This window comes from Bifidobacterium sp. FKU (assembly GCF_026016385.1).
Lineage (GTDB): Bacteria > Actinomycetota > Actinomycetes > Actinomycetales > Bifidobacteriaceae > Bifidobacterium > Bifidobacterium infantis.
The window spans coordinates 2,158,832-2,181,606 of sequence record NZ_CP092888.1 but is presented as its reverse complement, the minus strand read 5'-3'; the positions used below and the strand labels follow the sequence as shown (position 1 = coordinate 2,181,606).

The following is a 22,775-nucleotide window of genomic DNA, read 5'->3' as shown; positions in this document are numbered from 1 at the left end:
TACTCATGGCTAAGAACCTGAAGATTACCCTGCACCACGGCATCGTGAACCGTACCCCGGCTCAGCGCGCCACCGTCAAGACCCTCGGCCTCAACAAGATCGGTAAGACCGTTGTCCGCGAGGACACCCCGGCCAACCGTGGTCTGGTGAACGCCGTGCGTCACCTGGTCACCGTTGAGGAGGTTGACTGATTATGGCAGATAACGAAATCCTGCAGATGCACGACCTGAAGCCCGCCCCGGGTGCCAAGAAGGACCGCACCCGTGTGGGCCGCGGTGAAGGCTCCAAGGGTAAGACCTCCGGTCGTGGCGCCAAGGGCCAGACGAAGCGTAACCACGTGCGTCCGGGCTTTGAAGGCGGCCAGCTGCCGCTGTACATGCGCCTGCCGAAGCTTCGTGGCTTCAAGAACCCGTTCAAGGTCGAGTTCCAGGTCATCAACATCGCTCGTCTCGTGGAGCTCTTCCCCGAGGGTGGCGAGGTTGCTGTGGCCGACCTGATCGCCAAGGGCGCTGTTCGTGACAACGCTCCGGTGAAGGTTCTGGGCGACGGCGAGACCACCGTGGCTTTCACCCTCAAGGGTGTTAAGGCTTCGGCTTCCGCCAAGTCCAAGATCGAGGCCGCCGGCGGTTCCGTTTCCGAGGACTGATTAGTCCTACGGGGAGCGCAATAGGCTGTACAACCCCCGTCCGCCAATAGGTGGACGGGGGTTCCCTTTTCTAAAGAATTGTTGTTCTGAGCGCAGAGAAGCAGTCTCAACACAATGATCGTTTTGAGTATGCTTCCCCCCGTTCAGTACGACGGAGCATAATTCAGGTAACATCCGCGAGATATGAAGTGGCCGAAGTAGGCACTGTAGACTATGCTCGTTCGTTAGTTTGTGTATTTCGCGTGATTGGCGCGCTATAGGGAGGAAATCCAGGTGAGGACACTAATCCAGGCCCTGAAGACCAAAGAGTTGAGGAAGAAGATTCTCTTCGTCCTGTTCATCATCATCGTCTACCGCATCGGATCGTTCATCCCGACCCCGGGCGTGGACTACAACGTGGTGAACAAGTGCATGGCCACCATCGGCAGCGCCTCCCAGGAGAACTTCATCGGCCTGGTGAACCTCTTCTCCGGCGGTGCCATGCTCCAGCTGTCCATCTTCGCGCTGGGCGTCATGCCGTACATCACCGCGTCCATCGTGGTGCAGCTGCTGCGCGTGGTCATCCCCCGCTTCGAGGCCCTGCACAAGGAGGGCCAGTCCGGCGAGGCCAAGCTCACCCAGTACACCCGTTACCTGACCATCGGCCTGGCCGTGCTCCAGTCCACCACCATCCTGGTGACCGCCCGCTCCGGCGCCCTGTTCAACTACCGCTGCGACCAGGTCATCCCGGACGGCTCCGTGTGGAACCTCGTGGTCATGGTCCTCATCATGACCGGTGGCACCGGTCTGATCATGTGGATGGCCGAGCTCGTGACCGACAAGGGCATCGGCCAGGGCATGTCCATCCTGATCTTCATGTCCATCTGCTCCGGCTTCCTGCCGCAGCTGTGGGAGATCGGCTACGGCACCAACGGCAAGAACGGCGACTGGCTGAAGTTCGGCATCGTCGTGGGCGTGCTCGTGGTCATCCTCATCTTCGTCGATTTCGTCGAACTGTGCCAGCGCCGCGTCCCGGTGCAGTACACGCGCCGCATGATCGGCCGTAAGATGTACGGCGGCTCCTCCACCTATCTGCCGCTGAAGATCAACATGTCCGGCGTGATTCCGCCGATCTTCGCCTCCTCGATCCTCGCCATCCCGACCCTGATCGCCCAGTTCGGCAAGTCCGACCAGTCCTGGGTCAAGTGGATCAACGCCAACCTGGCGAACACCACCTCCGTGTGGTACATCGCGCTGTACGCGCTGATGATCGTGTTCTTCTGCTTCTTCTACACGTCGATCACGTTCAACCCGGACGAGACCGCGGACAACATGAAGCAGTACGGCGGCTTCATCCCCGGCATCCGCGCCGGCAACGCCACCAGCCGCTACCTGACCTACGTGATGAACCGACTCAACACCGTCGGTGCCGTCTACCTGCTGTTCGTGGCCCTGATCCCGACCGTGCTGATCATGGCCCTCGGACTCAACGCCAAGCTGCCGTTCGGCGGCACCACGATCCTGATCATCGCGGGCGTGGGCCTCGACACCCTGCGTCAGGCCAAGGCCCAGACCGAACAGTTCCAGTACACCGGCTTCCTGTTCGAAAACGTGGACCACAAAGAAGGCTGACGCCCGCTTGGCAGCGGCCGCCCGCAATGGGCAGGCGGGCGCGCGAGGAGTGGAACAGTCCAGTGGACTGTTCCACGACGGAGCAATCTTTCTTCCACATATAACTCAATGGCTCCCTTAACCAAGGGAGCCGAAACCGTATTAATAACCGACACAAAAGGAGACCACCATGCGTCTGCTCATCATGGGCCCCCAGGGCGTGGGCAAGGGCACCCAGGCTGCTCTGCTCGCCGAGCACTTCAACATCCCCACCATCTCCACCGGCGACATCTTCCGCTACAACATCAAAAACAAGACCGAACTCGGTCTTGAGGCGATGAGCTACACCGACAAGGGCGAGCTGGTTCCTGACTCCCTGACCAACAAGATCGTCAAGGATCGTCTGGCCAAGGAAGACTGCAAGAACGGCTGGATCCTCGACGGCTACCCGCGTAACGCCGCCCAGGTCACCGCTCTCGACGAGATGCTCGCCGACCTCGACACTCCGCTCGACCACGTGGTGGCCCTCGAAGCCGCCCGCGACGTGCTGCTGGAGCGTATGAAGAAGCGCGCCGCCGAGCAGGGCCGCGCTGACGACACTCCGGAGGCCATCGCCAAGCGCCTGGAGACCTACGAGAAGGAAACCGCTCCGCTGCTCGACATCTACGAATCTCGCGGTCTGCTCGTCGTGGTCAACGGCGTCGGCGACATCGACGAGATCAGCGGCCGTATCATCAGCCACCTTGAGTAGTAGGTTCGGCAGCCCGGCCAACAAGCCGGAGTGATGCCGAAATACCACATCAACGTTTCCATACCCCTGTGCGACACGCCGAGTGTTCGTACAGGGGTATGTGCGTATATAGTTGACAGTTGGTGTGTCTTCGGATATGCCATAGTAATCATCCAACGGAATAGGACTAGAGGCACATGGCAAAAGACGGTGTGATTGAAGTCGAAGGACAGGTCGTGGAAGCACTGCCTAACGCGATGTTCCGCGTTGAACTCGAGAACAAGCACATCGTGCTCGCCACGATTTCCGGCAAAATGCGTAAGAACTACATTCGTATTCTGCCGCAGGATCGTGTCGTGCTCGAAATGAGCCCTTACGACCTGAACCGCGGACGCATTACGTACCGTTACAAGTAAAGGTACACAAGAAAAGGATAACCATGAAGGTCAGCCCTAGCGTGAAGAGGATCTGCGAAAACTGCCGCGTGATCCGCCGTCACGGCCGCGTCATGGTGATCTGCGTCAACCCGCGCCACAAGCAGCGTCAGGGCTGAGAGCAGATTCTCCAGCGGCACTAAGTAAATAAGGCACTCTCTCACAGTGCTTCCCGCAAGGGAACGACACTGAACCACGGGTACGTAGGCCCGTGCCGGGTAACCGGGCGAGCGGGTGCAAGACCTACGGCAACAAGAAGGAATCGCAATGGCACGTCTTGCCGGAGTCGACATCCCCAATGAGAAGCGCATCGAGATCGCCCTCACCTACATTTTCGGTGTGGGTCGCACTCGTGCCAAGGAAACGCTTGCCGCGACCGGTATTAGCCCGGACATCCGCGTCAAGGATCTCACCGACGAGCAGCTGATTACGCTGCGTGACTACCTCGAAGCCAACTACAAGATCGAGGGTGACCTGCGTCGTGAAGTCGATGCAGATATTCGTCGCAAGATTCAGATCAACTGCTACCAAGGCCAGCGTCACCGTAAGGGACTTCCTGTGCGCGGTCAGCGCACCAAGACCAATGCTCGTACCCGCAAGGGCCCGAAGCGCACGGTCGCCGGAAAGAAGAAGGCCACCAAGTAGTCGGTGGCATGATTCGGGCCACGGGATGATTCCATCCCATCGCCCGAACGTCAACAACAAAGTTCGTTACTAGGAAACGAGGGTCAATGGCAGCGCCTAAGCAAGCCGCTCGTAAGCCCCGTCGTCGCGACCGCAAGTCGGTCCCGGTCGGCCAGGCTCACATCAAGTCCACTTTCAACAACACGATCATTTCGATCACCGATCCGTCCGGCGCCGTGGTGTCCTGGGCGTCCGGTGGCGATGTCGGCTTCAAGGGCTCCCGTAAGTCCACGCCGTACGCCGCTGGTATGGCTGCCGAGTCCGCCGCCCGCAAGGCGATGGAACACGGCGTCAAGAAGGTCGACGTGTTCGTCAAGGGCCCGGGTTCCGGTCGTGAAACCGCCATCCGTTCCCTGCAGTCTGCGGGCCTCGAAGTTGGTTCCATCACCGACGTCACCCCGCAAGCCCACAACGGCGTTCGTCCTCCGAAGCGTCGTCGCGTCTGAGCACTCAGCAATACCAAATCCATCCAAAACCGCCTGACCGGTGAGTGCACCACCGAGTTCAAGCTGAAAGGATAACCACAGTGCTTATTGCACAGCGTCCGACTCTTACCGAGGAATCTCTGAATCCGCAGCGCTCCCGCTTCACCATCGAGCCGCTCGAGCCTGGCTTCGGCTACACGCTCGGCAACTCGCTGCGTCGCACGCTGCTGAGCTCCATCCCGGGTGCTGCCGTGACCTCCGTGCGTATTTCCGGTGCCCTGCATGAGTTCACCACTCTGCCGGGCGTCCAGGAAGACGTCACCGAGATCCTGCTGAACATCAAGGGCATCGTGCTCACCAGCGAATACGACGAGCCTGTGGTCATGTATCTGCGCAAGAGCGGCAAGGGCGAAGCCGTGGCTGGGGACATCACCCCGCCGGCCGGCGTCACCATTGCCAACCCGGAGCAGCGCATCGCTACCCTCGCCGACGACGGCGAACTCGAGATCGAGTTCACTGTCGAGCGTGGCCGTGGCTATGTTCCTGCCCAGATGAACAAGCAGGACAACGATGAGATCGGCCGTATTCCGGTTGATTCCATCTACTCCCCGGTACTCAAGGTGAGCTACAAGGTCGAGGCCACCCGTGTGGAACAGCGCACAGACTTCGACAAGCTCATTCTGGACGTGGAGACCAAGCCCGCCATCTCCCCGCGTGACGCGGTGGCTTCCGCCGGTTCCACCTTGGTGGAGCTCTTCGGCCTGTGCCGTGAGCTCAACGCCCAGGCTGAAGGCGTCGAGGTCGGTCCGGCCCCGGTGGCCGAGGAGACCAACCCCGAGATGGCCGTTCCGATCGAGGACCTCAACCTGACGCAGCGTTCTTACAACTGCCTCAAGCGCGAGGGCATCCACACCATCGGTGAGCTTGTCTCCCACACCGAGCAGGACCTGCTCGACATCCGCAATTTCGGTATGAAGTCAATCGATGAGGTCAAGGAGAAGCTGCAGACCCTGGGCCTGAGCCTCAAGTCCTCGCCGATGGCCTTCGATACCAATAATCTCGAAGGTGGCACGTTCTTCTCGCCGGAAGACGAGTGATCTGCCTCTTTGACCAATCGTTCGTTCACTAGGCAAGCGGAAGTTCGGGCATATGCCCACCTGCTTGCCTGAAGAACGGACATATAAGGAGTAAACCCAATGCCTACACCTAAGAAGGGCCCGCGTCTGGCTTCCAGCCCCGCACACGAGCGCCTCATGCTGGCAAACATGGCGACCAGCCTGTTCCAGAACGGCCGCATCACCACCACGCTGCCGAAGGCCAAGCGTCTTCGTCCGCTGGCCGAGCGCCTGATCACCTTCGCCAAGCGCGGTGATCTGCACTCCCGCCGTCGCGTGATGCGCGTCATCCGCAACAAGTCCGTGGTGCACATCCTGTTCACCCAGATTGCCGAGCAGATGGAGCAGCGTGAAGGTGGCTACACCCGTATCGTCAAGATCGCCCCGCGCGTTGGCGATGCCGCTCCGGCCGCTGTGATCGAGCTCGTCACCGAGCCGGTTGCCAAGAAGGCTGTTGTGAAGGAAGCTGAAGCCGCCGCCAAGGTTGCCGAAGAAGAGGCTCCGGCCGTTGAGGCTGAGGCTCCGGTCGAGGAGGCCGCCGCCGTTGAGGCTGAGGCTCCCGCTGACGCCGAGAAGGCCGAGTGAGCTGAATAGCTTTCGCCAAGCTAGCTGAAAGGGCTGGAATCCGTTTGGGTTCCAGCCCTTTTGCATTGTTTCATAGAATCTACAACGTACGTACGGCTCGAATGGCCTCGGCTCTTGCGGCCAGCTGATCATCGACGGGGTATGCGATATGCTCCAAAGTCAGGCCCTGCGGCGCAATCGGCCCGCTTGAGCCTTCACGCACTGGCTCGGCCATTTTACCGGCAAACCACTCCAGTGATTTGCGTCCTGAACCAACTTTGATACATGAGCCGACCAGGGACCGCACCATATTACGGGCAAAGGCATCCGCCACAATCGTGAACACCGCCAGTCCGGACTCCAGCGACGGAGTCCGATATGCTTCATGTGATGCCATCTCATCCGGCACCAGGGGAGTGATCGGCGCCCGCCGCCAATAGGCGGTCTTGACTTCACGGATCGTAGTGCCTCCCGGATTCGGAGTGGCGAAGGAGCCAAAATCGTGCAGGCCGATGGTCAATGCGGCTGCGCGGTTCATAAGCTCCAGATCCAGCGCTTCATCCACGGTAAGCACGCATCCGCGCAGGCGCGGGTCGACCTCAGACGAACGATCGGCGACCCGATACACATAAGTGCGCTCCAATGCGGAGAACCTGGCATCGAAGCCGACCGGAGCCACGGCAATGCCATGAATGACGATGTCCGGAGGCAGCACGGCCTTGAGTCTGCGGGTCAGCGCCTCGGTGACCGGAATGGTCATGTGTCCTACGCAGCGATTCAGTACCTCATCGGATACATCCAGATGCGCCACTTGGTGGGAGGCGTGCACACCGGTGTCGGTGCGCCCAGCCACCGTCAAGCGTAACGGTTCGGCCGCGTCATCGGCCGGCACCCGCAGCACCTTGTGCAGCGCATCTTCAATGGTGCCTTGCACCGTACGCAGATTGGGCTGTTTGGCCCAGCCATAGAATCCGCCGCCGTCGTAGGCCAAGTCAATGCGCAGTCGTGTCATAGCCATTCATTGTAACGAGTGCGGTCGGCGAGACGAGTGCGATCGGCAAGATGCGCGCGGCCGGCGAAGTGACCTGCCTGTAACATTCTCGCGCGTTTGCTGAAACGGGCCCGACTTAGGTTGTAACCATCAAACCCGGTTGCGGCTTGTGGCGCCAGCGTACGCTCGAAACGCCTAACCGCTTGAGGCCACAGAAGCCGCCACAGCAAGGAGCAGGCACGATGATCGAATCCGCAGCACGCAGACTGGCCCATGAACTGGTAAACCGTCGCGAGGCGATCAACCGCGAGCTGTCCCGCAACGGCGTACGCTTCGGCATCTACAAGAACGGCGAATACCATGACCGGCTCTTCCCGTACGATCCCGTGCCGCGCATTATCGAATCCGACGAATACGACGAATTGGAGAAGGGCCTGAAGCAGCGCGTCAACGCCCTGAACGCCTATCTGAAGGACATCTACTCCGACAAGGCCATCATCCATGACGGCGTGGTGCCGGAGGAATACGTATACACCTCGGCCGGCTACTTCCCGCAGGTCAACGGCGTGACCCCTCCCGGCGGCATCTTCGCGCACATCGCCGGCGAGGACTTGGTCCAAGGCGAGGACGGCCGCTGGTGGGTGCTGGAAGACAACCTGCGTATCCCCTCGGGCGCCAGCTACCCGCTGTTCGTGCGCGACATCGAGCGCCGCATCTCCCCACGCCTGTTCCGCGACGTGCACATTCGCGACAATCGCGAATACCCGCGCCTGCTGCGCAAGGCCATGGACTTCGTCTCCACCGAAGGCATCGCCGTGGTGCTGACCCCCGGACGCTACAATTCCGCCTTCTTCGAGCACGCCTATCTGGCGGAGAAGACCGGTGCGGCGTTGGCCTTCCCCGAAGACCTCGAAGTGGTGGACAACAAGGTCTACTTCCTCGACTACGCCGGCAAACGCCACCGCGTGGGCGTGGTCTACCGCCGCCTGTCCGACGAATTCCTCGACCCGTTCGCCTTCAACCCGGATTCGGTGATCGGCGTGCCCGGTATCCTGTCCGCCTACCGCGCGGGCAACGTGGCCATCGTCAACGCGCCGGGCAACGGCGCGGCCGATGACAAGGCCATCTACTACTTCGTGCCGCAGATGATCAAGTACTATCTCGGCGAGGAACCGATTCTCAACAACGCGCCCACGTATATGCCGATGTTCGAGGCCGACCGTAAGGAAGTCCTGAATCGTATGGGCGAGCTGGTCATCAAGGATGTGGCCGAAGCCGGTGGTTACGGCGTGGTGTTCGGTTCGTCGCTGGATGCCGCCGCACGTGAGGAGCTCGCCAACCGGATCAAGGAGGAACCTCGTCGATTCATCGCCCAAGAGGTGATTCAGTTCCGCGATATCGATGTGGTGGACCCGAAGACCGGTGAGATGTCGCCGCGCAAATGCGATCTGCGTGCCTTCGTGGTCACCGGCAAAAACACGCACGTGTGGTATTCGGGCTTGACTCGATACTCGTCGGTGCCCGGCCAGATGATCGTCAACTCGTCGCAGGGTGGCGGATTCAAGGATACGTGGGTGTTGGCACCCGAATCCGGCGTCGAGCACGAGTACGGTGCCGAAACGTATGTGGCGAACCTGCTGAGCCAGTCCCGCCACCACTCGTTGTCTCTGGTTACCGCATCCAAGGCAGACAACCTGTATTGGCTGGGTCGGTACACCGAGCGCGCCTTCACCACGCTGAACCAGTTCTTCCCGTTCTACGATCGCGTGATGGACACCGATGTGGACGCCTTCCGTCCGTTCGCTCACGCACTCGACCTGCCCGAAGATTTCGAGGACTTCGACGGGTTCGTGAACAGCTTCCTGTACGACGGGTCCAACCCTGATTCGGTGCGGTCGGCCGTAACCTCCGCATTCAACAACGCCATGATTCTGCGCCCGGAATTGAGCTCGCGTCTGTTGCAGTACGTGGAGTTGGCGATGACCAATATCACCGATGCCGCCAAATACGCGGCCGACGCCGAGGACATCTACAAGCAGCGCGATATTACCGATGACATGCTCGCCTTCTGGGGCGGCATCGAGAACTCGCCGGTCGACCCCACGCTGAAGGCGTTCATCTTCATCGGCAAGTATCTGGAGCGCATCGACCTGTACACGCGCTTCGGTTTGACGATGGAGGAGATGGAAGCCCCGCTTAGGAAGCTCGCCTCCTACTCGATGATCCTCGACGGCATGCCGTTGCCCAGTTGCTTCACCGATGGGCTGAGCTGGCTGGTCGGTCAGCTGCCGTCTCGCGGATATCAGGAAGTCGCCGACCTGCTGAAGAAGTACCTTGACGATTATTCCGGCCGTGTCAGCGCCCTAGCCATCAAAGATATGGGCTCACTGAGCTCCATGAACATGGATGCCAAGCGCCCCTAACCCGACGTTCGCCCTGACGGGTTCAAATGCTATGGTGGTATGGCGAAAAAACCGTGCGCCCGAGTGCCGGCCGATGCGTATCAGCAGGTTGCCGGAATATATGCGTGGGCTGTGAGCGCGCGGACCATACCTCAGCCATGGCTGTAGTGTTGTTATCCCGAGAATGTGCCGGTTGCCGGCTTGTGTGTAAGTGCAGGAGACGTTGTGAAAAAACTCGTGTTCGACTATGAGATGAAGCTGTCCTTCAGCGCACCGGTCACCGATCACAGGTTCCAGCTTCGCTGTATTCCCGCCACTGGCCCTCGCCAACAGGTGATTGACGTGGAAGTGAAGATTCAGCCCGAAACCGAACTCGAAACCACCATCGACTCCTTTGGCTCCGTGGTGATGACCGGATTCATCCCCGAGCCGCACGACATATTCAGCTATTCGGTGACCGGCATCGCCTTCGTGGACAATGCGCATATCCATAAGGAAGCCTATAAACCGCTGTACCGATTCAATTCAGCGCTCACCATTCCCGGCCCGAACGTGGAGGCGATGATCGACGTATGCCGCGAACGCTTGGCTGCGTTGCCTGCCGACGCCACTCCGGTGCAGCAGGCCGCCGAAGTGATGGATGAGGTCTACAAGGCGTTTGTGTATACGCCCGGTTCCACCACGATTCGCACCACCGCCGAACAGGCCTTGGCCCAGCGCAAGGGCGTATGCCAGGATTATGCCCATGTAATGCTGTCCGTGTGCCGGCATGTGGGATTGACCGCGCGCTACATTGCCGGTTTGCTTGGGGGAGAGGGCGCGACCCACGCTTGGGTCGAGGTGTATCAGGATGGCCGATGGGTCGGACTGGATCCCACGCATAACCGATTGGTGGACGACAGCTACATCACCATCGCCCACGGCCGCGATTACCGCGACTGCATGCTCGACATCGGCATCTTCTCCGGCTACAACGTCCAGCAGACCCAATGGGTCAACGCCTCCGTCCACGAACAGGTGGCGTAAAGGACGAGATCCAAGCTCCCTCTGATGAGCTGAGCCGTGAAGAAAACGCCGGAGGCGTTTTTAGGCGAAGGCGAACGACGGTGAGCAAATAAAATGGCAGCTGGAAAGCTGTCCTTAATTGCGTTCGAGCTGTCGAGCGTAGCGAGACTGAGGGAGAGACCACTCAATGCAGAGTGGCCCCGTCACCGCTTCTACCACCACCAATATTCGGATTTTCGTCGTTGCAACATTCGGATTTTGGTAGTTGAGAAATTCGGATTATTGTAGTTAGAAAGTTCGGATTTTCGTCGTTGCAACATTCGGATTTTGGTAGTTGGGAAATTCGGATTATTGCGATGGCGGACGTGAAATAACGGGAGGTGCGCGGAATGGCCGATTCTCTGGCGGGCGACATCAAGCCGAAAGCCTATCGCCCTCGTATCGTGGATGCACAGATCGAACGATATATGCGCATCTTTGGCGCGGTGGAGATTACCGGCACCAAGTGGTGCGGGAAAACTTGGTCTGCGCGGGCCCATGCAGCCAGCATTACCTATGTGGATCGCAATAACAATTTGGCTGCGGCTAAGGCGGATTCGTCATTGATGCTGTTGGGAGATAGACCTCATATCGTGGATGAGTGGCAACTCGCCCCAGCTATATGGGATGAAGTCCGTCATCACGTCGACGATGACTCCGCGAATAAAGGTCAGTGGATTCTGACCGGTTCATCCACTCCTCTCAATGAGAATCGGCCGAACCATAGTGGTGCGGGACGAATCGGACGTATCCGTATGAATCCTCTGACTTTATATGAGTCCGGACTCTCGACAGGTGCGGTAAGTCTCAGTGGACTGTTTGAACATAAGTTCGCCGCTGCAAAATCAGAGATAAATACACAGATGTTGTTGGATGCCGTATGCCGAGGTGGATGGCCGGAGGCGGTGGCTATGCCTGTATCTGACGCACAGATTCTGATTCGGGAATACATGCGACTCACGCTGACTGAGAGTGTGCCCAAGCAAGGCAAGGATCCTGATGTGGCTCGTCGTCTGCTGGATTCGCTTGCGCGCAATATCAGTCAAGCTGTGACATTCAAAACCTTGCGTAAGGATATGTACGGTACTGAAGAAAATCTTGACGATTTCATTTCGGAGAGAACGGTATCCGGGTATACGGCCATGTTCGAGAACATGTTCGTCATCGATCCGATAAAGGGCTGGGTCCCACCGGCACGGGATCCAAAGCGACTCCAGACCAAGGCGCGTCGGTATTTTGCCGATCCTTCCATTGCGGCGGCAATGTTGGGCATGAGTCCTGCTGCTCTTATCGGCGATTGGCAGACTTTTGGGTTTCTGTTTGAGAATCTATGCATCCGCGATCTGTTGGTGTATGCGAGATCTCTCCTCGATATTGGGATAGAACCGGTTCGGTATTATCATGACGATTCCGGTCTGGAGTGTGATGCCATTATTGAATTGTCCGATGGACGGTGGGGCGGCATCGAGATTAAGTCCAGTGAGGATAAAGTCCCTGAGGCAGCGGCAAATCTATGCAGACTGAAAGGGAAACTGCTGAGAAATCCGAGTGCGCGAACCCGTGAACCGGAGTTCTTGGCGGTGTTGGTGGGGGTCGGCGAGTTCGCGTATCAACGCGATGATGGAGTGTATGTAATTCCTGTCGGAGTGCTTGGCGCGTAAACGCAATGCCAGCGCTTCGGGCGAATTCCGGGATTGTGATCTGACATGTCTCAAGCGGCATACACTTGAGACTTGCTCAGCGAAACTCCGATTTGCCAGGTCGGCAGAATGTGGCATAATGAACAAGTTGCCATTTTGGCAGCATGGATAAGTGTCCGAGCGGTCTAAGGAGCACGCCTCGAAAGCGTGTGAGGTGAAAGCCTCCGCGAGTTCGAATCTCGCCTTATCCGCCTTTAGGGTTCCGGGTTTGTCCCGGAACCCTTTTTGTTTCTGCGGAACCTCACCTTTGAAGGGCTATAGGAACAATTCTTCCACATGCGTAGCTTCAAAGGCGTCACCATCGACGGGTTCACCAAAATGCTCGACGAGTACATGGTCTGGTACAGGGACAAGCGCATCAAACTCGAATACGGGATGAGCATCATGGGCAAACGCATCGAGCTCGGGCTCGTCGCCTGAACGTGCGTGCTGTCGTTGCGAACGACCATTCAGACAACGAAGTCCAACAAAACGTCACCGCCCCCCGGCTCTTCTCTTTTCGTGTGCGACGCTGCAAAAAACGTTACATATAGAGTAGAGAAATTTTCGCTACTCTAGAACAGCTTTTCTATCGGCGTGTTGCTGCCTATATAGCGGAGATGGATGCTGCAGCCATGGATTGGCTGCTGTTTCTTCGATGAGTGCGATTTGTGCATATCGTTGCAGTAAAGCCCTTCTAAGGCGGGGAAACAAGATAACGAAAATTTCGCCACGCGCGATGAAGTTTTATTTGCTTTTTTTTTTAAAGCCTTGTACATTGAAGGACGTACCGATGGATGAAACGGCAATGGCGACGATGTTGTTGGCAGGCTCATTCAGACGGGTTAGGAGAAAAACTATGACAAATGCAACGGCGCAACCGGATACTTCCGTGATGCGCAAGCCGAAGCGCCAATACATAGGCATATTGTATTGTCTTCCATACGTGGTGGTCTTCCTGTTCGGCATGATCGTCCCGATGTTCTACGCGCTTTATCTCAGCTTCTTCAAGCAGTCCCTTCTCGGTGGCACCACATTCGCGGGCTTCGACAACTTCATCCGAGCGTTCAAGGATGAGGCTTTGTGGGGCGGCTTTAAGAACGTGCTGATTTACGCGGCGATCCAGATTCCGATGAATCTGATTCTGTCCCTCGTGGCGGCGCTCGTCTTGGACTCCCAGAGGATCCGCCATATCGCGGTGCCGCGAATCCTGCTGTTCCTGCCTTATGCCGTCCCAGGCGTCATCGCGGCGCTGATGTGGGGATACATTTACGGCGATAAGTATGGTCTTTTTGGACAAATCGCCGGCATGTTTGGCGTAGCGGCTCCTAATATGCTGTCGAAGCAGCTCATGCTGTTCGCCATCGCGAACATCTGCACTTGGTGCTTCCTTGGCTATAACATGCTGATTTATTATTCTGCACTGATCGGCATTCCGAACGACCTGTACGAATCTGCCCGTATTGACGGCGCTTCGGAGCTGCGCATCGCTTGGTCCGTGAAGATCCCTCAGATTAAGAGCACCATCGTGATGACGGTCCTCTTCTCTGTAATCGGCACGCTCCAGCTGTTCAACGAACCGAACATCTTGCGTACTTCCGCCCCGGACGTGATCAACAGCAGCTATACGCCGAACATCTACACCTACAACCTCGCATTCAATGGCCAGAACGTCAACTATGCCGCTGCCGTCTCTCTGGTCATCGGCATCATCGTCATGGCCTTGGTCGCCGTCGTTAAGATCATCGGCAACAAGTGGGAGAACAAGTGATGAGTGAAGCAATCGCAAGACCACGTTCCAAGTCGCTGCAGCGCAGAGACGCCAAACTGGCGCTCAAGGCAAGCGAGCATTACAAGCGCATGCAGCAGCGTGAGCCGGCTCCGAAGCTGACCGGCAAGCAGCGTGTGCTCAACTGGCTGCTGCACATCATTATGGCTGTGATGGTCATCTACTGCCTCGTGCCGCTGCTGTGGGTCATCTTCTCTTCCACAAAGACCAGTGAGGGCATCTTCAGCTCTTTCGGCCTGTGGTTCGATGACAAGAATGTGTTCTGGCAGAACGTGCAGGATACGTTCTCCTACCAGAATGGCGCCTATACCCGCTGGCTGTTCAATACGATCATGTACGCAGTGGTAGCAGGTGTTGGTGCAACCATCATTGCCACTTTCGCCGGGTATGCCATCGCCACCATGCGATTCCCTGGACGTAACGCCCTGCTGGCCGTCACTCTGGCATTCATGTCAATTCCTTCTACGGTAATCACCGTGCCGCTGTTCCTCATGTATTCGAAGATCGGGCTGGTCGGCACTCCATGGGCCGTGATTATTCCGCAGCTGGCCACGCCGTTCGGCCTGTATCTGATGATCATCTATGCGCAGACCTCGATTCCGGTCTCGCTGATCGAAGCCGCGAAACTGGACGGTGCAAACACTTGGACCATCTTCTGGAAGGTCGGTTTCCCGCTGCTGTCTCCAGGTTTCGTCACCGTACTGCTGTTCACGCTGGTCGGTGTCTGGAACAACTACTTCCTGCCGCTGATCATGCTCTCGGACACCAACGACTATCCGTTGACGGTCGGTCTGAACATGTGGCTGAAGATGGGTGCCCAGGGAACTGCCAACGGTCAGGTTCCGAACAACCTCATCATCACGGGCTCGCTTATCGCAGTTGTTCCGTTGATCATCGCATTCATGTTCCTGCAAAAGTACTGGCAGTCTGGCCTCGCGGCCGGCTCTGTCAAGCAGTGAACCTTCGGCCGCACGGTCCCTACGATCACCCATTCGTTGCCTTGGCGACCGTGCGGCATCCGCCCTTTTGGAAAACAACAAAATAGTAATTCATGACACACAAAGGAGTAATCATGAAGAAGAGTATCAGGCTTGTGGCCGCTATCGCGGCGCTGGCAATGACGGCCGGGATCTCGGCATGTGGTTCCAGCACTAATGGGAACCAGGCCAAGAGCGATGTGACCGCGCAGGACGTCGAAACCGCTCTGACCGACACCTCGAAGAACGTCGAACTGACCGTCTGGGCCTATTCCGCCAAGCAGATGGAGCCCACTGTCAAGGCATTCGAGAAGAAGTACCCGCACATCAAAATCAACTTTGTCAACACCGGTGCCGCGGAGGATCATTTCACCAAGTTCCAGAACGTCGTTCAAGCCCAGAAGGATATTCCCGACGTCGTGCAGATGAGCGCTAATAAATTCCAGCAGTTCGCGGTTTCGGGTGCATTGCTGAATTTTGCCAACGATAGCATCGAAAAGGCATGGAGCAAGCTATACACCAAGACTGCATGGGCTCAGGTGCATTACGCCGGCGGCCTCTACGGTGCGCCGCAGGACGCCACACCATTGGCCAACTATGTGCGAAAGGATATTCTGGACGAACATAACCTGCAGGTGCCAGAAAGCTGGGAAGACATCTACAACGAGGGCATTAAGCTCCACAAAGAAGATTCCAACAAATATATGGGAATCCTGGGATCCGACATCTCCTTCTTCACTAACCTCTACCGTTCCGTTGGAGCGCGTCTGTGGAAGGTTAATTCCGTGGACGACGTCGAGCTGACTATGAACAGCGGAAAAGCAAAGGAATTCACGGAATTCCTGCAGAAGTGCCTGAAGGATGGCGTCCTTGAAGGCGGTACCGTCTTCACTGACGAGTTCAACCGTTCGATTAATGACGGTCGTTACGCCACCTTCATCAATGAAAACTGGATGGGCAACACCTACAAGGAGCAGAACCCGAGCCTCAAAGGCAAGATGGTGGTTGCTGCCCCACCGTCCTGGAAAGGACAGCCTTACCAGTCCTCTTCCGTCGGCTCCATGATGAGCGTCTCCGCGGCTTGCCCGAAGGAGAAGCAGGCGGCGGCTCTCGCGTTCATCAACTGGCTTGATTCCGACAAGGATGCCATCCAGTCATGGCAGGATACCAACAACGGCAACTTCTTCATGGCGGCCTCCGTCTATCAGGACGATGAGAACCAGCGCAATAAGAAGGAGACCGACGGTTACTACGCCAATGATGATGTCAACGCCGTCTACTTCGATTCAATGGACAAGGTCAACACCGATTGGGAGTATCTCCCGTTCATGTCCCAGGTGGAGGTCGTGTTCAACGACGTTATCGTTCCTGAGATGAACGCGAAGGGTGATTTGGTCGGGGCCATGGCCAAGGCGCAGCAGAAGCTCAAGGCATACGCGGAAGACAACGGCTTCAAGGTCACCACCGACGCCGACTGACATCCGGTTGCCCGCCATTGCTAGGGAGGACGGTCAAAACGGCCGTCCTCCCTTTTTGAGATTAAACCCCGGAACCAACGACGTGGTTTGCGTGTACCTGACGATGTACAAGTTGTCGGCTTCGATAACGTGCCGGAAGCCAAGTACTCGGTGCCGGCGATGACCACCATTGATCCACATATCGACGATTATGCCAAGCATGCCGTTGACATGCTTATCGACCGCATCGAAGGGTACTCAGGCCCGGCCCGTACGTACACCACCGATTTCACATTGGTGGAACGTGCCTCGACTCGACTTGCTCACTGACAATCCGCATTGGCTTTGTGGACGGTGTGTGCCGCAGCATGCTACGGCGAGCACGTACCTCGATTGAGTTGCGGATGGTATAGGGTTGTAGCTTTGCATATTGCGCCTGTAGTACTTTTCAGGGTGAGAGTTTTACGAGGTGTGGGGGACGCCACGTGGATTTCGGCGTTTTTTGTCTGCCGTCCCACAGTGTCTCCCCTGGACGACCATGGTTGGTAATGGGAATTGGCGTTATTCTGCGGTTTTGAAGGCCGACGGTGCGGGATGCCGCAGACGGCAAACGATTGATGCTTCTGCTATCCCACGTTTTTGTGGGACGGCACGCAGAAAATGGTCAAACTTCTCTGCCGTCCCACAAGACGAAGATGCATGACTACTCGTCACCGGTGGCTGTCGGACGTGTGGCTTTCATCGACCATCTCTCACTTTTTTCCCCGAAAAATGTGAGAGGCAAACACATAATACGGGGGAAAAATGTGGGAGTGCGTATTGCGATAATCGTACGACGACATATTCGACGGCTACAGATGAGTGAAAACTACAGATTATTGTCTTGTACTGGTCGTCTTATACGCCACTGCGGGAAAAGGCATATGCCGCAGTGTGGGTCTACTCGAATAATGCGGCGTCAGTCGCTGGGTAGCCAAGTTGGAACGCGGTGTAGGCGTGCTTGGCGGCCAGTGCGGCGAGGATGAGCAGCGTATCGCTCTCGGTGGAAGATTTCGATTCGGTCACAGCCTTGATCTGCGCGCGGGCGCAGTCCATTTCGATGGCGGCGGCGGTCGGTACGGTTTGGCCACTTGCCTTGTCGGCGATGGTGGTGGGGTTGGCCAGTAGCTGGTCGATGGCATAGACCTTTTGGCGGGGGTCGCTTTGGCCGGAAGAACTGGATTGTGCGCCGGAATCATCAAAATTGCCATTGGCCAGCGACACCAGCTGCTGCCCGGCGGTCTTATGCATATCGCTCAACGCCAACGTAGCCCCAGCGGTCTGTCCTCGTGCGGCCAAGACCTCGATAGCGAATCCGGCGCGATCCTCGGCCACGGCCATCGCATCCAATACCGATCGGTCAACGTTGGCGGACGTGACGCCATCAAGACGCGCCGGCGTCACCTCAGGCGCGGACTGCCCGAATTTATCGGCCAGAAAAGTCAGCCATTGCTTGGTCTGCGCGTCACGTAACGTTCCCTCGGCAAAACGACCCGAACAATACCCGGCAACGTCAATCCAAGCCAGGGGAGCGGCCAGACCGGTGGCATACTGCTCCAATAACGGCGTGCCTTCAGCCGGATGGGTGGCGTAGTCCGCCAACGTCATCGCTTTCTCGCAAGGGCTCATCTGAGCTTCCGCCTCGGCCCGTCCGGCCAGTCGCGGCATCGAACACGCCGAAAGCGAACACAGCATCGCGCTCGCGCATAGTGCGGATGCCAAGCGCCGGGTAAACCGTCCTGAAGAGAAGCGTGTCTGCATGGAAACCTACACTAATAGCTAACTGTGACCACTCATAGGCCATGCGCCGCATAACTTCATAGGAGGTACGGATCGATGGAACTGGACCTGACAGGAATACACAAGCTCGCCGCCGAGCAAGGAATCGACCCCGGAACCCTGGATGATGCGCTGGCAGAGGCCCTGCGCCTCGCCTACCTCAAGACCCCGCACGCCGCCAAGCACGCGCGCGTGGAGCTTGACGAACGTTCCGGCAACTTCACCGTGTGGGCCGCCGACGAAATCCCGGTCGAACCCACCGAAGACGACCCTTACCCCGCTCCCAAGCTGGGCGAGGAATACGATGACACCCCGCGTGACTTCGGCCGTCTCGCCGCCGCCACTGCACGCCAAGTCATCACCCAGCTGTTCCGCCGCGCCGAAGATGAGAAGGTGTTCGGCGCGTTCTCCGGTCAGAAGGGCAAGCTCATCACCGGCATCATCCAGCAGGATGCTTCCGACCCCTCCAACGTGCATGTCGCGATGGGCGATGTCGAAGCCATTCTGCCTCGCCGTGAGCAGGTGCCCGGCGAACGTTACCGCCACGGCGAACGCATCCGCGTGTATGTGGTGAACGTGGCCCGTGGCATCAAGGGCCCGGAGATCGTGGTGTCCCGCTCCCACCCGGAGCTGGTCCGCAAGCTGTTCGAGCGTGAAGTGCCGGAACTGGTCTCCGGTGCCGTGTCCATCATGGCCATCGCTCGTGAGGCCGGTGCCCGCACCAAGATCGCGGTCAAGGCCAACACCGATGGCGTGAACCCGAAGGGTGCGCTGATCGGCCCCGGCGGCGCTCGCGTGCGTGCCGTTATGGAGAACCTTGGCCCGGAGAAGATCGACATCGTCGACTACTCCGACGATCCGGCCAAGTTCGTGGCAGCCGCGCTGTCCCCGGCTGTGGCCACCGGCGTGCAGGTGATCAGTGAGAAGAATAAGACCGCCATCGCTTTCATCCACGACGACCAGCTGTCCCTGGCCATCGGCAAGGAAGGCCAGAACGCACGACTGGCAGCCAAGCTGACCGGCTGGAAGATCGGCATCGAATCCGCCGAGGCTCATGCCAAGAAGGTCGCCGCCGAAAAGGCCGCCCAGGCTGCGGCCGAGGCTGCTGCTCCGGAAGCCGAATAGGCCGCCGGACTTGAAGGCGAATGATCTTCAGGGCGCATTATTTCCTGATATGAGCCGCGTCAGCAATGGCGCGGCTCGCTGCGTCTACGCTATCCAGCGCTATGAGTATGCTTGATTGGCGTATGTGGGTTGGCGCAGCGTGCGCGAAATCGCCCACACCAGAGACGAGGTAACACGATCATGGTCGCACGATGAGACAGGGTAGGCTTGCCGTCATCACCAACTGACCACGCCCATGCACGCGCGTGGTCACAGAATAGGAGTAATTAGTGGCGAAACCACGCGTATACGAACTGGCTAAGGTTTTGAATGTCGATAGCAAAACCGTGCTTGAGAAGCTTAAGGACATGGGAGAATTCGTCAAGTCCGCTTCTTCTACGATTGAACCGCCGGTAGCCCGGCGTCTGAAGGCAGAGTTCGCCAAGGACAACGCCAAGGGTGATTCCAAGCCCGCATCTTCCGCACAAAAGCCGGCTGCCAAGCCCGTGCAGCAGCGCCGCCCGGCCGCACCTTCGGCCCCGGCTTCCACTTCATCTTCCGCACCGACTCCGGCCGCTCCCGCACGTCAGGCATCGCCCGCCTCGGCACATCAGCAGGCTCCGACTCCGGGCGCACCGACACCGCGTCCGCAGGGCGGCGCACGCCCCGGCATGCCGACCCCCGGCCGCCACGGTCAGCACGACAACCGTGAGAATGGTCGCGATAATCGCGAAGGCCGCGAGAACGGTCGTCAGAGTCGCCCGAACGATCGCCGTAACAACGATCGTCGTAACAACCAGGGCCGTCCGAACAATGGCCAGCCGGGGCAGCATCAGAACAACCGCGACAATGCTTCGGCTCCGCGCCCGCACGCTCAGGGCGGCGCCGGTGCCAATGGCGGCAATGCCGCTTCAAACGCGATTCCGCGCCCGCACGCTCAGGGCCCGCGCCCGGGCAACAACCCGTTCTCCCGCAAGCAGGGTATGCACACCCCGACGCCGGGTGATATTCCGCGTCCGCATCCGATGGCTCGTCCGACTGCTGATAGCGGTCGTGGCGGTCGTCCGGGCCGTCCCGGCCAAGGCCAGGGGCAGGGCCGCGGCTTCCGTGGCGGTCGTCCGGGCCAAGGTGGTCAGGGCGGTCCGCGTCCCGGCCAGTGGGGCCACAACCGTCCGGGTCAGGGCGGCGGCTCCCAGGGTGCCGGTCAGGGCGGCGCACGCGGCGGCTTCCGTGGGGGCCAAGGCGGCAATAACTTCCAGGGCGGCGGCGCACCGAGCAACGGTCCCGCACGTGGCGGCGGTCGTGGTGGTCGCGGCGGTGCCGCAGGCGCATTCGGCCGTCAGGGCGGCAAGTCCTCAAAGGCCCGTAAGAACCGTCTGGCAAAGCGTCATGAGTATGAGGAGCTGAAAGCACCGACCATCGGCGGCGTTCGCATCCCCAACGGCAACGGCCAGACCATCCGTCTGCGTCAGGGCGCCTCCCTGGCCGATCTGGCGGAGAAGATCAACGTCAACCAGGCCGCGCTGGTCACCGTGCTCTTCCACCTGGGTCAGATGGCTACCGCCACCCAGTCCTTGGATGAGGAGACCTTCCAGATTCTGGGCGGAGAGATCGGCTGGAACATCCAGCTCGTCTCCGCAGAAGAGGAAGACAAGGAACTGCTCCAGCAGTTCGACATCAACCTTGACGAGGAAGAACTGCAGGATGACGAGGATCTCAAGCCTCGCCCGCCGGTCGTCACCGTCATGGGCCACGTCGACCACGGTAAGACCCGACTGCTGGATACCATCCGCAAGACCAACGTCATCGCACGTGAGGCCGGCGGCATTACCCAGCGCATCGGTGCCTACCAGGTCACCGTGAACCTTGAAGGCGAACCGCGCAAGATCACCTTCCTCGATACCCCTGGCCACGAGGCGTTCACCGCCATGCGTGCCCGTGGTGCCGAGCTCACCGATGTCGCGATCCTCGTGGTCGCCGCCGACGATGGTGTGATGCCCCAGACCGTTGAGGCCATCAACCACGCTCAGGCCGCCAAGGTGCCGATCGTCGTGGCCGTCAACAAGATCGATGTGCCCGGTGCCAACCCGGAGAAGGTCCGCGGCCAGCTCACCGAGTTCGGCCTGGTCCCTGAAGAGTATGGTGGCGACACCATGTTCGTCGACATCTCCGCCAAGCAGAACCTGCACGTCGACAAGCTGCTCGAAGCCGTGCTGCTCACGGCTGACGCTGAGCTGGACCTCCGCGCCAACCCCGACATGGACGCCCGTGGTGCCACCGTCGAAGCCCGACTCGACAAGGGTCGTGGTGCCGTGGCCACCGTGCTCGTGCAGTCCGGCACACTCCATGTGGGCGATGCCATCGTGGCCGGCACGTCGTACGGCCGCGTGCGTGCCATGCTTGACGAGAACGGTCAGCCGATGGAGGCAGCCGGTCCGTCCACACCTGTTCAGGTGCTGGGCTTGACCTCCGTGCCCACCGCCGGTGACCTCTTCCTGGTCGCCTCTGATGATCGTGCCGCTCGCCAGATTGCCGAGAAGCGTCAGGCCACCGAGCGTGCCGCCCAGCTGGCCAAGCGTCGCAAGGTCGTCTCCCTCGAGGACTTCAAGAAGAAGTTCGCCGAGTCCGAGATCGACATGCTCAATATTGTCATCAAGGGCGATTCGTCCGGTTCGGTCGAGGCGCTCGAGGATTCCTTGATGAAGATCGAGGTATCCGACGAGGTCGGCATCCAGGTCATCCACCGCGGCGTCGGTGCGATCACGCAGAACGACGTCAACCTGGCCACGGTCGACAAGGCCGTTATCATCGGTTTCAACGTGCGCCCGAACCGTCAGGTCGCGGACCTCGCCGAGCGCGAGGGCGTGGAAATCAAGTACTACTCGGTCATCTACCGTGCGATCGAAGACATCGAGGCATCCCTCAAGGGCATGCTCAAGCCGGAATACGAAGAGGTCGTCACCTCCCATTCCGAAATCCGCGAGATCTTCCGCTCCTCCAAGTTCGGCAACATCGCCGGCGTTATGGTGCAGGACGGCGAGGTCAAGCGTGGTACGAAGTGCCGTATCCTGCGCAACGGCGTGGCCACGGTCAACGACCTCGAGATCTCCTCGCTGCGTCGCTTCAAGGACGACGTTCAGTCCGTCAAGGAAGGCTACGAGGCTGGTATCAACCTCGGCACCTTCAACGACATTGAACTCGGCGACATCATCGAGACCTTCGAGATGCAGGAAGTCGAGCGCAAGTAGTCATTGTTAAGCCCCCTCTGACGAGGGGGCTGTCAGCCGCAGGCTGGCTGGGGGAGAGACATGGTAGTTCCATGATTT

Annotated in this window: 21 protein-coding genes, 1 tRNA gene and 1 pseudogene; 21 read left to right on the top strand and 2 right to left on the bottom strand. The window is 58.8% G+C overall.

Features of this window, described 5'->3' with window-relative positions; genetic code table 11:
* The first annotated feature begins 5 nt into the window (after positions 1–5).
* The 10 genes from rpmD to rplQ all read left to right on the top strand — a co-directional run bounded on the left by rpmD (position 6) and on the right by rplQ (position 6,209).
* Entirely contained in the window at positions 6–191 is a 186-nt protein-coding gene (rpmD, locus tag MMB48_RS09850) for a 50S ribosomal protein L30 (protein ID WP_007053043.1), read from the top strand.
* A 2-nt stretch (positions 192–193) separates the two neighbouring features.
* Entirely contained in the window at positions 194–646 is a 453-nt protein-coding gene (gene rplO / locus MMB48_RS09845) for a 50S ribosomal protein L15 (RefSeq protein WP_008783622.1), read from the top strand.
* Between the two features lie 273 nt (positions 647–919).
* Entirely contained in the window at positions 920–2,257 is a 1,338-nt protein-coding gene (gene secY, locus MMB48_RS09840) for a preprotein translocase subunit SecY (protein WP_012578468.1), read from the top strand.
* A 169-nt stretch (positions 2,258–2,426) separates the two neighbouring features.
* Positions 2,427–2,987, top strand: coding sequence for an adenylate kinase (locus tag MMB48_RS09835; protein ID WP_012578467.1), 561 nt, complete (start codon positions 2,427–2,429; stop codon positions 2,985–2,987).
* 176 nt (positions 2,988–3,163) lie between these two features.
* Positions 3,164–3,382, top strand: coding sequence for a translation initiation factor IF-1 (gene infA / locus MMB48_RS09830; protein WP_003808114.1), 219 nt, complete (start codon positions 3,164–3,166; stop codon positions 3,380–3,382).
* Positions 3,383–3,405: 23 nt separating this feature from the next.
* Positions 3,406–3,519 (top strand): 50S ribosomal protein L36, encoded by a 114-nt coding sequence (gene rpmJ / locus MMB48_RS09825; RefSeq protein WP_003808136.1) that lies wholly within the window; start codon positions 3,406–3,408, stop codon positions 3,517–3,519.
* 148 nt (positions 3,520–3,667) lie between these two features.
* Positions 3,668–4,045, top strand: a complete 378-nt coding sequence (rpsM, locus tag MMB48_RS09820) for a 30S ribosomal protein S13 (protein ID WP_007053047.1) — start codon at positions 3,668–3,670, stop codon at positions 4,043–4,045.
* 86 nt (positions 4,046–4,131) lie between these two features.
* Entirely contained in the window at positions 4,132–4,530 is a 399-nt protein-coding gene (rpsK, locus tag MMB48_RS09815; protein ID WP_003829907.1) for a 30S ribosomal protein S11, read from the top strand.
* Positions 4,531–4,610: 80 nt separating this feature from the next.
* The gene (locus MMB48_RS09810) at positions 4,611–5,606 is read left to right on the top strand and encodes a DNA-directed RNA polymerase subunit alpha (protein WP_032745493.1); all 996 of its coding nucleotides are present in this window, start codon (positions 4,611–4,613) and stop codon (positions 5,604–5,606) included.
* 99 nt (positions 5,607–5,705) lie between these two features.
* The gene (gene rplQ, locus MMB48_RS09805) at positions 5,706–6,209 is read left to right on the top strand and encodes a 50S ribosomal protein L17 (protein WP_032745492.1); all 504 of its coding nucleotides are present in this window, start codon (positions 5,706–5,708) and stop codon (positions 6,207–6,209) included.
* 79 nt (positions 6,210–6,288) lie between these two features.
* Here rplQ and truA read toward each other — a convergent pair whose 3' ends face one another.
* Complete coding sequence (gene truA, locus MMB48_RS09800; RefSeq protein WP_032745490.1) at positions 6,289–7,200, bottom strand: tRNA pseudouridine(38-40) synthase TruA; 912 nt, start codon at positions 7,198–7,200, stop codon at positions 6,289–6,291.
* 221 nt (positions 7,201–7,421) lie between these two features.
* On the opposite strand from truA, the gene MMB48_RS09795 reads away from it, so the two are divergent.
* From MMB48_RS09795 to MMB48_RS09755, 9 genes and pseudogenes are all read left to right on the top strand, one after another.
* The gene (locus MMB48_RS09795) at positions 7,422–9,602 is read left to right on the top strand and encodes a circularly permuted type 2 ATP-grasp protein (protein WP_032745488.1); all 2,181 of its coding nucleotides are present in this window, start codon (positions 7,422–7,424) and stop codon (positions 9,600–9,602) included.
* Positions 9,603–9,806: 204 nt separating this feature from the next.
* Positions 9,807–10,607 carry a transglutaminase family protein gene (locus MMB48_RS09790; protein ID WP_008783616.1) on the top strand — a complete coding sequence of 267 codons (801 nt, stop codon included), beginning with the start codon at positions 9,807–9,809 and terminating at the stop codon, positions 10,605–10,607.
* Between the two features lie 368 nt (positions 10,608–10,975).
* Positions 10,976–12,286 (top strand): ATP-binding protein, encoded by a 1,311-nt coding sequence (locus tag MMB48_RS09785; RefSeq protein WP_032745486.1) that lies wholly within the window; start codon positions 10,976–10,978, stop codon positions 12,284–12,286.
* 145 nt (positions 12,287–12,431) lie between these two features.
* Positions 12,432–12,516, top strand: a tRNA-Ser gene (locus MMB48_RS09780).
* An 85-nt stretch (positions 12,517–12,601) separates the two neighbouring features.
* The gene (locus MMB48_RS09775; protein ID WP_179960134.1) at positions 12,602–12,745 is read left to right on the top strand and encodes an integrase; all 144 of its coding nucleotides are present in this window, start codon (positions 12,602–12,604) and stop codon (positions 12,743–12,745) included.
* 418 nt (positions 12,746–13,163) lie between these two features.
* Positions 13,164–14,075, top strand: a complete 912-nt coding sequence (locus tag MMB48_RS09770) for a carbohydrate ABC transporter permease (protein WP_032745485.1) — start codon at positions 13,164–13,166, stop codon at positions 14,073–14,075.
* Positions 14,075–15,052, top strand: a complete 978-nt coding sequence (locus tag MMB48_RS09765; RefSeq protein WP_032745484.1) for a carbohydrate ABC transporter permease — start codon at positions 14,075–14,077, stop codon at positions 15,050–15,052. The genes MMB48_RS09770 and MMB48_RS09765 overlap by 1 nt, the downstream gene beginning before the upstream one ends.
* 113 nt (positions 15,053–15,165) lie before the next feature.
* Positions 15,166–16,548, top strand: coding sequence for an ABC transporter substrate-binding protein (locus MMB48_RS09760; protein ID WP_032745482.1), 1,383 nt, complete (start codon positions 15,166–15,168; stop codon positions 16,546–16,548).
* Positions 16,549–16,623: 75 nt separating this feature from the next.
* Positions 16,624–16,857: pseudogene (locus MMB48_RS09755) on the top strand (substrate-binding domain-containing protein); the annotation flags it as partial.
* 609 nt (positions 16,858–17,466) lie between these two features.
* Here MMB48_RS09755 and MMB48_RS09750 read toward each other — a convergent pair.
* Positions 17,467–18,195, bottom strand: a complete 729-nt coding sequence (locus MMB48_RS09750) for a hypothetical protein (RefSeq protein WP_032745478.1) — start codon at positions 18,193–18,195, stop codon at positions 17,467–17,469.
* Positions 18,196–18,402: 207 nt separating this feature from the next.
* On the opposite strand from MMB48_RS09750, the gene nusA reads away from it, so the two are divergent.
* Together nusA and infB are read left to right on the top strand one after the other, a co-directional pair.
* Positions 18,403–19,470: a transcription termination factor NusA gene (nusA, locus tag MMB48_RS09745; protein WP_032745476.1), complete on the top strand. Its 1,068-nt coding sequence runs from the start codon at positions 18,403–18,405 to the stop codon at positions 19,468–19,470.
* Between the two features lie 269 nt (positions 19,471–19,739).
* Positions 19,740–22,697, top strand: a complete 2,958-nt coding sequence (gene infB, locus MMB48_RS09740; RefSeq protein ID WP_032745474.1) for a translation initiation factor IF-2 — start codon at positions 19,740–19,742, stop codon at positions 22,695–22,697.
* The last annotated feature ends 78 nt before the right edge of the window (positions 22,698–22,775 follow it).